General features: G+C 38.5%; 14 protein-coding genes. 4 read left to right on the top strand and 10 right to left on the bottom strand.

Annotated elements, in window-relative coordinates:
* Positions 1 to 4: 4 nt before the first annotated feature.
* Entirely contained in the window at positions 5 to 1,381 is a 1,377-nt protein-coding gene (gene radA / locus ACYVHJ_RS15945) for a DNA repair protein RadA (protein ID WP_460516548.1), read from the bottom strand.
* A 63-nt stretch (positions 1,382 to 1,444) separates the two neighbouring features.
* Positions 1,445 to 4,261, bottom strand: a complete 2,817-nt coding sequence (polA, locus tag ACYVHJ_RS15940; RefSeq protein ID WP_460516545.1) for a DNA polymerase I — start codon at positions 4,259 to 4,261, stop codon at positions 1,445 to 1,447.
* 321 nt (positions 4,262 to 4,582) lie between these two features.
* Between polA and ACYVHJ_RS15935 the strand changes: the two genes are divergently transcribed.
* Positions 4,583 to 4,897: a hypothetical protein gene (locus ACYVHJ_RS15935; protein ID WP_339903631.1), complete on the top strand. Its 315-nt coding sequence runs from the start codon at positions 4,583 to 4,585 to the stop codon at positions 4,895 to 4,897.
* Between the two features lie 104 nt (positions 4,898 to 5,001).
* Here ACYVHJ_RS15935 and ACYVHJ_RS15930 read toward each other — a convergent pair whose 3' ends face one another.
* The 3 genes from ACYVHJ_RS15930 to ACYVHJ_RS15920 form a co-directional block, all read right to left on the bottom strand.
* Complete coding sequence (locus ACYVHJ_RS15930) at positions 5,002 to 5,448, bottom strand: hypothetical protein (protein WP_339903630.1); 447 nt, start codon at positions 5,446 to 5,448, stop codon at positions 5,002 to 5,004.
* Between the two features lie 72 nt (positions 5,449 to 5,520).
* Positions 5,521 to 5,973, bottom strand: coding sequence for a hypothetical protein (locus ACYVHJ_RS15925; protein ID WP_339903629.1), 453 nt, complete (start codon positions 5,971 to 5,973; stop codon positions 5,521 to 5,523).
* Positions 5,974 to 6,116: 143 nt separating this feature from the next.
* Positions 6,117 to 6,722 carry a hypothetical protein gene (locus ACYVHJ_RS15920; protein ID WP_339905561.1) on the bottom strand — a complete coding sequence of 202 codons (606 nt, stop codon included), beginning with the start codon at positions 6,720 to 6,722 and terminating at the stop codon, positions 6,117 to 6,119.
* Positions 6,723 to 6,860: 138 nt separating this feature from the next.
* On the opposite strand from ACYVHJ_RS15920, the gene gltX reads away from it, so the two are divergent.
* Genes gltX through ACYVHJ_RS15905 form a run of 3 tightly spaced genes read left to right on the top strand, consistent with a single transcriptional unit; the run spans position 6,861 to position 9,307 of the window.
* A complete protein-coding gene (gene gltX / locus ACYVHJ_RS15915; protein ID WP_460516540.1) occupies positions 6,861 to 8,396 on the top strand; it encodes a glutamate--tRNA ligase in 1,536 nt (511 codons plus the stop codon).
* Between the two features lie 32 nt (positions 8,397 to 8,428).
* Complete coding sequence (locus ACYVHJ_RS15910) at positions 8,429 to 8,623, top strand: hypothetical protein (RefSeq protein WP_303614068.1); 195 nt, start codon at positions 8,429 to 8,431, stop codon at positions 8,621 to 8,623.
* A gap of 45 nt (positions 8,624 to 8,668) precedes the next feature.
* Positions 8,669 to 9,307, top strand: coding sequence for a porin family protein (locus ACYVHJ_RS15905; protein WP_460516536.1), 639 nt, complete (start codon positions 8,669 to 8,671; stop codon positions 9,305 to 9,307).
* Here the strand turns inward: ACYVHJ_RS15905 and ACYVHJ_RS15900 are convergent.
* The 5 genes from ACYVHJ_RS15900 to ACYVHJ_RS15880 form a co-directional block, all read right to left on the bottom strand.
* Positions 9,283 to 10,041, bottom strand: coding sequence for a hypothetical protein (locus ACYVHJ_RS15900; protein ID WP_460516533.1), 759 nt, complete (start codon positions 10,039 to 10,041; stop codon positions 9,283 to 9,285). The two genes, ACYVHJ_RS15905 and ACYVHJ_RS15900, sit on opposite strands and share 25 nt — an antisense overlap.
* 73 nt (positions 10,042 to 10,114) lie before the next feature.
* Positions 10,115 to 10,942, bottom strand: a complete 828-nt coding sequence (locus ACYVHJ_RS15895) for a tetratricopeptide repeat protein (RefSeq protein WP_339905886.1) — start codon at positions 10,940 to 10,942, stop codon at positions 10,115 to 10,117.
* The gene (gene yidD / locus ACYVHJ_RS15890; RefSeq protein ID WP_460516529.1) at positions 10,939 to 11,343 is read right to left on the bottom strand and encodes a membrane protein insertion efficiency factor YidD; all 405 of its coding nucleotides are present in this window, start codon (positions 11,341 to 11,343) and stop codon (positions 10,939 to 10,941) included. The genes ACYVHJ_RS15895 and yidD overlap by 4 nt, the downstream gene beginning before the upstream one ends.
* On the bottom strand, positions 11,294 to 11,989 hold the full coding sequence (locus tag ACYVHJ_RS15885; protein WP_460516526.1) for a hypothetical protein: 696 nt from the start codon (positions 11,987 to 11,989) through the stop codon (positions 11,294 to 11,296). The genes yidD and ACYVHJ_RS15885 overlap by 50 nt, the downstream gene beginning before the upstream one ends.
* Entirely contained in the window at positions 11,989 to 12,435 is a 447-nt protein-coding gene (locus ACYVHJ_RS15880) for a hypothetical protein (protein ID WP_460516523.1), read from the bottom strand. Before ACYVHJ_RS15880 ends, ACYVHJ_RS15885 begins: the two co-directional genes overlap by 1 nt.
* Positions 12,436 to 12,728 lie beyond the last annotated feature (293 nt).

Raw genomic sequence — 12,728 nt, 5'->3', positions numbered from 1 at the left:
CCGACTATAGAAATATATGTCGGTACATTTCTTCCAATTTACTTACAGCAAGCACTTCTATAGGGTATTTGCTTAATTCCAGCCCTTTAATGGCATATCTGGAAAGCATGATTTTTTTGAATCCCATTTTAGCCGCTTCCGCGATTCGGTTTTCAATTCTATTAACTGCCCTTACCTCACCACCCAAGCCAATTTCTCCGGCAAAACAAATCCCCGGATCGATCGCTTTGTCTTCATAGGATGAAATGATAGAAGCCACCACAGCCAAATCAAGCCCCGGGTCATCCACCCTCAAGCCACCAGCAATATTTAAAAACACATCTTGCTGCCCCAAGCGCATGCCACCTCTTTTTTCCAATACTGCCAGCAACATATTTAACCGCTTGGCATCATGTCCTGTACTGCTCCGCTGAGGAGTGCCATAAGTGGCCGGGCTGACCAGTGATTGAATTTCAATTAGCAGAGGTCTATTCCCTTCCAGCATGGCGCCAATCGCCACGCCGTTTAATTGCTCTTCTCTTTGGGTCATCAATATCTCTGAAGGGTTGGTAACAGGCCTAAGTCCGTTGGCATGCATTTCATAGATGCCCAATTCATTGGTAGATCCAAATCTATTTTTGGAGGTGCGGAGGATTCTATAACTTAAATGCCTGTCTCCTTCAAACTGCAGGACAGTATCTACCATATGCTCAAGGATCTTAGGACCGGCGATCGTGCCATCTTTGGTAATATGTCCGATTAAAAAGACGGGGGTTCCCGTTTCCTTAGCAAATTTCATCAATTCAGCCGTACATTCCCTCACTTGGCTAACTGAGCCGGCAGCGGATTCCACATATTGGCTATGGAGCGTTTGTATGGAGTCTATGACCAGAAGTTCCGGTTTGAGCAATTCTATTTGCTGAAATATTTGTTGGGTTTTAGTTTCTGAAAGTACATAACAAGATTCTGAATGGTGTTGCATCCTATCACTTCGCATTTTAATTTGCGTTTCACTTTCTTCACCTGAAACATACAGCACCTTGGTTTTTGAAAGCATTAGTGCGATTTGCAACATCAATGTGGATTTCCCTATACCCGGTTCTCCACCGATAAGCACCAAAGAGCCGGGTACGATTCCTCCACCCAGCACCCGGTCTAGCTCAATATCTCCTGTAATCAAGCGAGCTTGTTCTTCAAAAGTTATTTCTCCCAGCGTTTTGGGTTGATTGGCCTTTTTAGTGCTTTTATTATTTGCTTTCCAGCTCCCTCTTTGGGCTTCTTCTTTCTGTACGACCTCTTCCACAAAAGTGTTCCATTCACCACAGGAAGGGCATTTTCCGGTCCATTTTGGGCTTTCTACACCGCAATTTTGACAAAAAAAGGAAGTCTTTATTTTAGCCACAGATATTTTTTTTGAGCTTTTACTGATTCATTCTTATAAATGCTGTTGTTCGCTGATAGGTTATCAATGTGCTTCCAACCAATCTTTTCCCACCCCTACTTCCACTTCCAGTGGCACTTCAATTTTAATGGCATTGCCCATAAGTTGAGGGATTTCTTTTTTCAAAAGGTCTACTTCATCCTTGTGTGCATCAAAAACCAATTCATCATGAACCTGAAGTATCATTTTGGATTTTAGTTTTTCCTTAATCATCCAATTTTGCACATGGATCATGGCTAATTTAATCATGTCTGCAGCAGAACCTTGAATGGGGGCATTGATGGCATTTCTTTCAGCAAAGCCTCTCATGGTAGCATTTCTGCTATTGATGTCTCGCAAGTATCGTCTTCTACCCAGGATGGTTTCCACGTATTCATTTTTTCGTGCTTTTTCAATGCATTCGTCCATATAAGCCTTTACAGCGGGGAATTCTTTGAAGTAGGCATCTATAATCTCTTTGGCCTCCCCTCTGGGGATTTTTAGTCGCTGGGACAAGCCAAAGGCAGAAATACCATAAATGATTCCAAAATTGGCCGTTTTGGCTTTTCTCCGCATGTCTCCGGAAACTTCCTCCAGCGGAACCTGGAAAATTTTAGCAGCAGTGGTGGCATGGATGTCACGGCCTTGTTTAAATGCCTCTATCATTGAGTCGTCCTGAGAGAATGCAGCCATTATTCGCAACTCAATTTGACTATAATCTGCTGCGAGGATAAGGTGGTTTTCGTCCCTGGGAACAAAGGCTTTCCTTATTTCTCTACCTCTTTCTGTACGGATAGGGATATTCTGAAGGTTGGGGTTGATGGATGAGAGTCTACCAGTAGCTGCCACAAATTGATTGTAAGTGGTGTGGATTCTATTGGTTTTGGGATTGATTAAAGCAGGAAGGGCATCTACATAAGTAGACTTAAGTTTTACCATCTGCCTGAAGTCCAGAATGGCCTGTGCAATTTCATGCTCTCCGGCCAGTTTGCTAAGCACCTCTTCCCCGGTAGCGTATTGACCGGTTTTGGTCTTCTTGGCTTTTGCATCCAATTTGAGTTTGTTAAAAAGTACTTCTCCAAGCTGTTTAGGGGAAGCAAGGTTAAAGGTTTCTCCTGCCATTTCATAAACCTTGGCTTCAATTTCTTTGCTTTCCTTTTCCAAGGATAAGGACATTTCTTTTAAGCTTTCCGTGTCTATTTTAACTCCCTCAAACTCCATGGCTGCCAAAACATCGATCAAAGGACTCTCTACTTCCAATAAAAGCTTTTCCAGTTTGTTTTCTTTGATGATTGGATCGAACTTGGTTTTTAATTGAAGGGTAATGTCTGCATCCTCAGAGGCATAAGGGGCCACTTCATCCGGATCCACATCTCCCATATTGCCTTGGTTTTTACCTTTTTTACCAATAAGACTTTCTATAGAAACAGGCTTATAGTTAAGGTATTGCTCCGCCAACCAGTCCATGGAATGTTTCCCTTCGGGCTCTATAAGGTAATGCGCCAACATGGTATCATAAAGCTTTCCTTTGACAGCAATACCATAGTTCATCAATACCAAGATGTCATATTTGATGTTTTGCCCAATCTTCAAAATATGTTCTGCTTCGAATACCGGCCGTAGTTGAGTCAAAATAGCATTTACCTTTTCTTTATCCTTAGGAAAAGGGATATAGTAAGCTTCTGAACTAATATAAGCAAAGGAAATCCCTACCAATAGGGCATTATTGGGATTGAGGGAGGTGGTTTCGGTGTCAAAGCATAGCTCTTTTTGCTTCAATAAGTATTCCACCAGGTCGGCTATGGCTGCCTCTCCTTCTACCTTATGATAATCATGAGGGCGACTGAATATGGTGTCCAGCGCTTCTGTCTCCGTGATGGGAGGGGCTTGCTCAGCAATTTCAGTAGTTGTATCTGCCTTGCTATCATTCCCTGTAAACAAACCCAATTGTTCGTCTACTTTTACCTTTGACTTTTTAACACCCTCACCAAAAACTCTTTTTGTCAAAGTTTTGAATTCAAGTTCTGCAAAAAGGGCCTTGAGGTTTTCTTCATCCGGAGGCTCAACAGTAAAATCATCCGCATGGTATTCAATGGGCACATCTTGGATAATGGTCGCCAACTCCTTAGACAATATTCCCTGCTCCCCATATTTTTCGACATTCTCCTTTTGCTTGCCTTTCAATTGGTCGGTGTTCTTAACCAGCTCCTCTACGCTTCCAAATTGCTTGAGTAGCTTTACTGCTGTTTTGGCTCCAATTCCCGGTATTCCGGGAATATTGTCTACAGCATCACCCATCAAACCCAAAATATCTCTAACCTGATCAACGTTTTCTATGTCCCATTTTTCACAAATCTCTTTGGGGCCCATCACATCTACAGCATTACCCATAAAAGCAGGTTTATAAAGGAAAATATGATCGTCTACCAGTTGCCCGTAATCTTTATCCGGGGTCATCATGTATACAGTATAAGAACTTTTTTCAGCTTGCTTTGCAAGGGTGCCTATGATATCATCGGCCTCATAACCGTTCAATTCAAGGGTAGGAATGTTGAAGGCCTTTACGATTTGTTTGACCCATGGGATACCTATGCTGATGTCCTCTGGCTGTTCTTGTCTATTGGCTTTGTATGCCTCAAATTGCTTGTGTCTAAAGGTGGGTGCCGGGGTGTCAAAAACTACAGCTATATGTGAGGGTTTTTCTTTATCTAAGATTTCCAACAAGGTGTTGGTAAAACCCAACATGACTCCTGTATTTAATCCTTTGCTATTGATTCTTGGATTTTTGCTGAAAGCAAAATGAGCCCTGTAAATCAGAGCCATAGCGTCCAGTAAGAATAATTTTTTATCGCCTTTAGACATTTTCAGGTAAGTTTTTGATTTTCACGCTTCGTATGGAGAGCAAATATACCAACAAATTTAATCCAAGTTAATGAATTTTAAGCCGGAATCCCCAAGAGACTTGTTACCACTTGAGCTGTTTTACTAATAAGTGGCAAAGCACCCAAATAATATCAAAAAGGTTTGAAACTATTGTTTCCTTGATAAAAAGTTTATTTACCAGCCTAAGTTTGGCTGTGCAATTTGATAAAATTGGTAAGATTATTGGTATTAAATATTTTTCATCGGTTTAACATTGTTAGACTTGGATGAAAAGTTAATGTTTAATCCAAATTATATAAAATGAAAAAAATTGCCTATTCTTTGTCCGTATTGATGCTCTTTGTCTCGTTTGTTCCCTCAGCCATTGCCAAAGAGGAAGGTCCGGAACCCAACAAGAAAGAGTTAAGTCCTGAAGACCAAGCAAGATTGGATCAGTTGGAAAATCGCTTTTTGGAAATCAAGGCCATGGATTTTAGTTCTATGGAAAAAAGTGAAAGAAAGGAAGTCCGAAAAGAATTAAGAGAGATAAATAAGGAGTCAAAAGGTTTAGGGGGAGGAGTGTACATTTCTACCGGCGCCATAATTATTATTCTTTTGTTAATCCTTATTCTATAGTTGGAGTCAATCCAATAGGGTTGGCTTTTTTGTTTCAATTAACCCATCCCTATTGGTTTGATAAGACAGAGAAATAGCAATTGAAAAAAGCTTAATTTAGTTTCTTAATCAGGGAGCGTTGCCAAGTACTTTTTTACTTTCCATGCTTTCCAGAGCATTGCTGCTATTAGGAGTAAAAATAGTGACTCATTGAAGAATAAATGAAATCCAATTCTTTTGTTCCATTCCAAATTTGGCAAATAAACCAATAGAAAAGAAATGATGGAAATAAGTTTCCCGGTAAGACCAATTGCTAATAGATAAATCCAGCTTACAGGATAGAAAGCGGAAAGAAAGAGGAGTACACCGGCAATGATTCCTATTGTTCCATACCATCCGGTATTCATCATGGTGTCGAAATCGCTTTGCATGGCTAGCCAAGAAAATAAAGCAGGGCCAAACCATTTAAAAAGTCCGGCCCATGCAATGGTATAAATACCGCATAAAAGCAGGATGCCTCGGTTGGCCATTGTAAATATTGGAAAGTTATTTTCTTCTTTGGTATTGTTCATGCTCAAAGTTAAAAAGTATCCCTTGGTAAAATTTTATTTTTCTTAAATTTTATTAAAAATAGCCTCCTCACTTTAGTTTTTGATGGTATTTGAGAAGTACCTGAAGGACCAAAGGGTTTCACAAATAAGGTTAATAGGGGAGCTGGTATCTTTGATGGTTTTTGGAATAAATGGTTCCAGCGTAACCCTAATGTTTTTAAATCGATCTTTTTCTACTACGAAAGAAAATCTAGAGGATAAAACAAGTAATTCCTTAGGGAAAAATATACGTTGCTGTAGATTAACAGGAGAGGGAAGACCAAATCTTTTTTGGCTGGCAGCATAGGTTTCCACAGCCATTTCAAAGTTTTCCGGACCAATGCTTAAATTTGAATGTGCTGTAAAGTTTGGGTTAAAGGAATGCAATAGTTTGATCTTATTTTTTTTAAATACATAAAGCACCCTTGTATCAATTTCTTTTTTCAGAAACAATTGATTCTGGGTTGCAAAGAAATGCCAGATATTGTCGATTCTTTTTAATTCCATAGGTCGTCACTTTGGGTCAATAGAATAGGTCTTTTTATTTAAAAAGTTATTTAAATTAATAAAATTTGTTGCCATTCGCAATTCAGGATAAAGAAGCTATTTGCTGGGCATACATAAAGGTTCTTTACATTTCATTTACCAAATCATTGCCGGCCCGTAATTTTTAGAAAGTCATTTAAGGTATGTAAAAATGCCTGTTTTTCTCTTTCCCCTTCAAATAAGGGTAGCCATTTATTTTCCGATAATACCTGTACAGTACCTGACTCTTGTTGGAGCCAATAGCCAATTGTTCTTGCATTTTCCAAGTGCGTTTGCCTGTTGGAAGCATTTGGCAGCAGGGTTAAGTGATCTTGCTTTTGACCCTCACCGTTTCTTAAAAGCATTTTCCTGTCCAAGTAATTTCCCTGAGATTTTAAGAACAGAAAGGCCGTTTGATTGTTTTTATTGACAATGATGTCTAAACGGACGGTGTTAAAGGTGCTGTCTTTTTGAAAGGATTTGTGGGTATAAATTTCCAGTTTGGCTTCAGCCAATCGCTTGGTACGATAATCAATTCTTCGGACATTATAGAAGAACAAAAGACCTGCATCTTTAATCGTAAAAGTAGGGTCTTCTCCAGAATTGTTGGCCCTATGCCCATCGAAAAAAGAAAGGATTAGTACCAAGGCAAGGGATGCTAGGCCAAAAATTTTAATTAGGCGAAACATTTCTGCTTGAGAGGGATCATTATGGGATACACTTTTCGGCATGTTAGGCTATTTAAACATCGAACAGTGATTTATAGTTTTGGATCTGCCTAACATTGGCAATACTTTGGGCTAGATTCAGCCAATTTCGTTTATTATTGATTATCTTTGCCCACTTAAATTGAAATTTATTGCTGTTTTATGAGTAAGGAAGTACGCGTTAGATTTGCTCCATCACCAACTGGAGCTTTACATATAGGCGGTGTAAGAACTGCATTGTACAATTATCTTTTTGCCAAAAAGAATGGCGGAAAATTTTTGTTAAGGATTGAAGACACGGATCAAAACAGGTATGTACCGGGAGCCGAAGAGTACATAAAGAATTCATTGGAATGGATAGGAATTACTCCTGATGAAAGTCCATGGAAGCCTGGAGAAGTTGGCCCATACAGGCAATCTGAGCGGAAGCCTATGTACATGGAATATGCCCAATACTTATTGGATCAAGGTCATGCGTATTATGCATTTGATACTCCTGATGAGCTGGATGAAATGAGAAAGCGCCTTACTGCTGCAAGGGTGGTATCTCCGCAGTACAATTCCATCACCAGAACTCAGATGAAAAACTCCCTTACTTTGCCTGCGGACGAGGTGAAAGCGCGTTTGGAATCAGGTGATCCTTATGTGATACGTATCAAAATCCCAAGGAAAGAAGAGGTTAGGTTAAATGACATGGTTCGTGGCTGGGTCATGGTGCACTCCAACTCATTGGATGATAAAGTACTGATGAAATCAGATGGCATGCCTACCTATCATTTGGCCAATATTGTAGATGATCATTTAATGGGAATAACACATGTCATCCGTGGTGAAGAATGGCTGCCTTCTGCTCCACTTCATGTTTTGTTGTATAAATTCTTGGGCTGGGAAGATTCTATGCCCCAATTTGCTCACCTTCCATTATTACTGAAGCCTGATGGCAATGGCAAATTGTCTAAGCGAGATGCTGAGAAACATGGTTTCCCAATTTTTCCATTAAATTGGACTAGTCCTGAAAATGGAGAGTTGGTAGACGGATTTAAGGAAGCGGGTTATTTGGCCGATGCCTTTTTAAATTTCCTTGCCTTTTTGGGTTGGAATCCCGGGGACCAACGTGAAATGTTTACGGTTGAAGAATTGATTGAAGCTTTTTCCATAGAACGTATAGGTAAGTCGGGCACTAAATTTGATATAAATAAAGCTAAATGGTACAATGAACAGTACCTTAGAAAGAAGAGTAACGCAGCATTGTCTGATTATTTACTAGCGGATATTGCAAAAGAAAATGTAACAATAAGTAAAGAAAAGGCTGAAAAGATAGTTTCTCTAATGAAAGAAAGGGCTACTTTTCCCGCAGACCTTTGGAAAGAAGGTCGATTTATGGTGTTTGCACCAAAGGAGTTTGATGAACGCATCGTGAATAAAAAGTGGAATGAGAATGTTGTGATCGTGCTAACTGCATTTAGGGATAAACTTAAAGCTAATTCTATTGAGCTTACCGCCGAGGTGGCCAAAACCATGTTGGGAGAAACTGCGGAGGAGAAAGAAATAAAGTTAGGAAAAATAATGCAAGCCGTAAGACTTGCCATTACCGGAGTAGGCGCAGGTCCGGACCTTATGCAGATATTTGAAATATTAGGTAAAGAGGAACTAATCTTAAGAATAGATTTTGCGTTAGAGAATATAAAAGCCTCTTAACTGGCACAAAACATACCTAAACCCCTTGAGTCATGGCAAAAAATTCAAAAAAGAAAGATATTCCAAAAGTAAATGAAGAATTGGAAGGCTTCAAAATGAATATTAATTCATTTGGAGAGATTTCAAGCTCATTTTCTATTGATAAAATCAATGCGTTTTTGAACAAAAATGTGGATGACAAGAAATTGAGAGATAGGGAAGAAGATATAGAAGAGAAGAAAAAATAGGTTAATGGCCCATTAGATTTGAGTCAGCAGTCCGATTATCACCTTATGAAACCTTCCTTTATCCTATTATTTCTTGTGAGCATTTTTTCTGGGGAATTAGTTGCCCAGACTAGCATTGGTATAAAAGCCGGATATACTCAGTCAAGTGCAACATACAGGACATCTCTGGGAACTTATCCCAGAGATGTTACTGGTTTTAGGGCTCCAAGTTATTCCTTGGTCATAGAACAATTTTTTGAGAAAAATGCAGGAGGACAAATAGAATTTCAGCTTTTGACTACCGGCTATCATGCTACAGATACCATCAATACCGGCAATAAAACCAGTTTCAATTATTTGAAAGTTCCTATTTTATCTAATTTCTATTTGGGTAATTCCGGACGCTTTCATATTAAGATAGGACCGCATCTGGGTTATTTAATGAATGTAGATGATGAGCTAAGGGTAATAGAAGGCGACCTCGTAATCCCCACCTATGGACAGGAAGGGGATAAGCCCAGAAAATTAATGTATGGACTTACTGCAGGGGTAGGTTTGTCTAAGTTATTTGGCAATCATACCATTCAGGGTGAAGTAAGGTACTCTTATGAATTTGGAAACCCCGAAGCTCAAGAAAGAATTTTTGACCTGAATTTTACCCAACTGGAGTTTTCTTTGTCTTATTTGTTTCGGGTGCTAGATTGAGCAAAGGCCACTGTCACAATAATTTCCTCGAAAATTTCCGCTGTCTTGTTTCGTATTTTTTCATGAGCAGCTTCTTCTGCCCGATTGTATCCACCCATATGATACCTTTGGTACCAAGGCAATATAGAAATTGCAGCATCCCATAAAGAATAATTAAACATGGTCTGTAAAGTAAGGTAAGCAAAGCCCCCATTAAGCAACAATGAGTTTATCCCATTTCTTACATCTCCGGCATAAATATGTCCCAAACCCGGGATAATCATACTCATCACTCTGGCTTTTTTGGGATTTATCTTTTCCACCTTTTTAAGTTTAGAAAAGGACTCCAATACGGCCTTTTTTTGATTTTCTTCCGATACAAGGATTAAAAAACTTTCTTTTGAGGCTTCGTAATCGCCTAAACCATAGTAAATAATGCCCTCGTAGAGGCTTTTTTTCTTGGCTAAAGGGGGAGCCAGTTTATCAGGTAAGTTTAATATTTCTACTTTGGCGAAAAGAAATGATTTTTCTCGAATGAGGCTTTCAATTTTTTTAAAAGTAAAATCTGTTTTGGCCGTATCAGTAGTTGCCGCAAAGTAGGCGAGATCATAATACCTAGCCGCTGAGGAATAATTACCCAGTAAAAAATAGCACTCAGCAATATTTGGAAATACTTTTTGTTGAAAATCTTCATCCCCAAAAAACAGTACACGCTGAAAGGCTGCGATGGCTTTTTCAGGTTGATTCAATTGCATGAGTTGCCGCCCAAAATCGAATGTTTGATGAATGGATTGGGCATAGCTCAAAAACGGCGCAAGGCAACAAAAGCTAAAAATTAGAGTAAAATAGATGCTCGATTTTATTTTGATGGAATTCATCCTTTTTAAGATTAATCAATTTTGCAGACTTGTGTGATCCAAAAATATTACCAATATGGAAGCCAAAAGAGATAGAGGCAAAGATCCATCCTCTGACACTTTTTACACCTTGTTTTTGGAAGGCTCTTTGAGCTTGCCATGCAGTGGTGCCAACAAAAAGAAGTGCTACTAAGCCATCCTTCCAATCTCCGGTATAAATTTTCCCTGAACCTGGAATGATGGTGGACATTACTGCTGCCAGTGCAGGGCTTTTTCTTTTTTCTTCAAGAGCTAGCCTAGATATTTCCATGTATTTTTGAGCAGACTGAAAATTACTGTTTTCAAGCAGACTGTAGTTTTCATAGGCAGATTTCCATTGAAATCTCAGGGCATCAGTGGTGCCGGAATAAAAATATCGCTCTTGGGCTTTGAGATTGGAATTATTTTCTGAAAAAGATTTTGCCTCATTGAACTGCTTGTTTTTAAATAGCAAAGCCAAGTATTCAAAAGCCAGTTCACTCGGCATATTATTTTCATTTGGGTAAAGATTTATAGCCCTGGTTATTCCTGTTTCCCATAATTCTGCTTCCCAATAAACTGTTAATAAGTCTTTTTCCAAAGATAAATTGCCCGGTTTCATGAATAAAAGCCTTTCATATTCGGGAATGGCAAGGTCATATTGATTGGTTTGCCTTAGATAACTTGCAAAAGCTGCTGAATTATCGAAATCGTATAAATTTTGACTATAACCGGAGAGAGCAAACAAGGGCAGTACGATTACTGCTAACAAATACTTCATTTCAATTCGTCTATCATTAAGGTTCGGTCTTCTGTCCAAGCATATTTTTCAGGGCTTAAACCATTGCACCTTGTCAACCTATCCATTGTATTTGCTGTCCCTAGCAACACCCCATATTTTTTCACTGCCAATAAGCCGTATTCAGAGCATGAGGGGTAGAACACACAATTTGATCCATCTTGAGAAGAGATAAAATTCTTGTAAACCTTGAACAATCCCGAGAATACGGTTTCAATCTCATTCTTGTTTTCATCAGCTGCTTTATAATGAACTTTCTTCTTTTTTTCAGCCAGTAAATCTTTGTATGCCAACACTTCATTATTGGATTGAGCTAAGGTTACTCCAATACAACTAAAGATCAGGAAGCATGTAATCGTAAATAACTTCATTTCCTTTTTCATTGATAACCACATTTTTATAAGAAGTGATCTGGTAATTTTGTCCCTTCTCATGATAATTTATTTGGGTGATTTCTGTTGGGACTTCACAACCTGAAACATTAATATAATTTTTGTAAAATTGCTTGCTTAACAATTCATTGTTGGGATTATAAAAAGCTATGGCTTGTAATTTTTTGTCCGAATTTGACATGATAACCTGACCCAAGGAGCTTTTCACTTTTTCTTCTTGTGGTTCCCAGGTGGTTAAAATTTGTTCTTCTTTTTTGGACACATCTATAATGGTATAACCACTATTTTTTAACCCGAAATTGGCCAATTGTCCGGACAAGGTAAAGTGGAAAAAAGAAGAGGCAGGGATAATAAAAGAAGATGTTTTGTCCAATAATTCATTGGATTGAAATCGATACAAGGTAGTGTCCTTTAAAACCCAAGTTTCCGGTTCAGGAAAGGAAATGTCATAAATTATTTTTTCTGCCGAAAGATCATAATAGACCTTCCCCATAATTAATCTGGAAGTCCCATCTGCAATTTTTTCCTTGATTGAAAAGTCGGCACTTATTCTAAAAAACTGTTGCCCAAAATTAATTTCGGGCAACAGTGTTAATATCAGTAGTATTAGTATAGGTTTTTTCAGAAGGATACTCATTAAAATGGATAAGCGGAGAAAGTAAATACTAAGGAAGCAATATATAAGAGGGCATAAACACCACCTAAGGTTACACAACCCCAAATTGCTTTTCTAGTTTGATCTTTGTCTTCAGCATCTAAATGTACAATGGCTACACCTATGGGGCCCAATACACATCCCCAAAGGAAAGAGGGTATGCCGGCCACTGGGTGGTCACCTGCATTTACAGCAAAGTTGTTCAACATGTCTGCATCAAGGTTTACATTCAAACCATTGTTTTGAGCAATCACTTCTTTCAATGTGACCCCTTCATTAGAAAGAACATATTCTTCCAGTTGATCAAGATCTGAAAATTGGGCCTCAATCAGTGCTGAATTAAAATCCAGGACTTCGGGCTTAATTTCTTCCCCAAAGGAGATGCCCGTTATCAAAAACGGGACAAGGAATGCGATAAGTTTTTTCATAATATAGATTTATTAAAGATTTGGATTATAAAGATATTAAAAAATCTAAATAATAGGCAGTATTTGAGAAATATTAAACTAGTTCATTTATTGGTAATATATTTCTACTATAAACAGGTCGGTATTTAATCTTTTCAATTTATCAGATCCCTAGAAGGATCTTGTACCGATCATTTATTAATCTTCTTCATCAATTAATATTAAATGTTTTGCTGTATCTTTTTTATTTGAAATTAATGCTTGTTGCACTAGTGGTGACTACCCTGATTAATAAATATCCTATCTTAGAAAGA

It is taken from the genome of Cyclobacterium sediminis (genome assembly GCF_054781075.1).
This window is presented reverse-complemented; position numbering and strand designations above follow the sequence as displayed.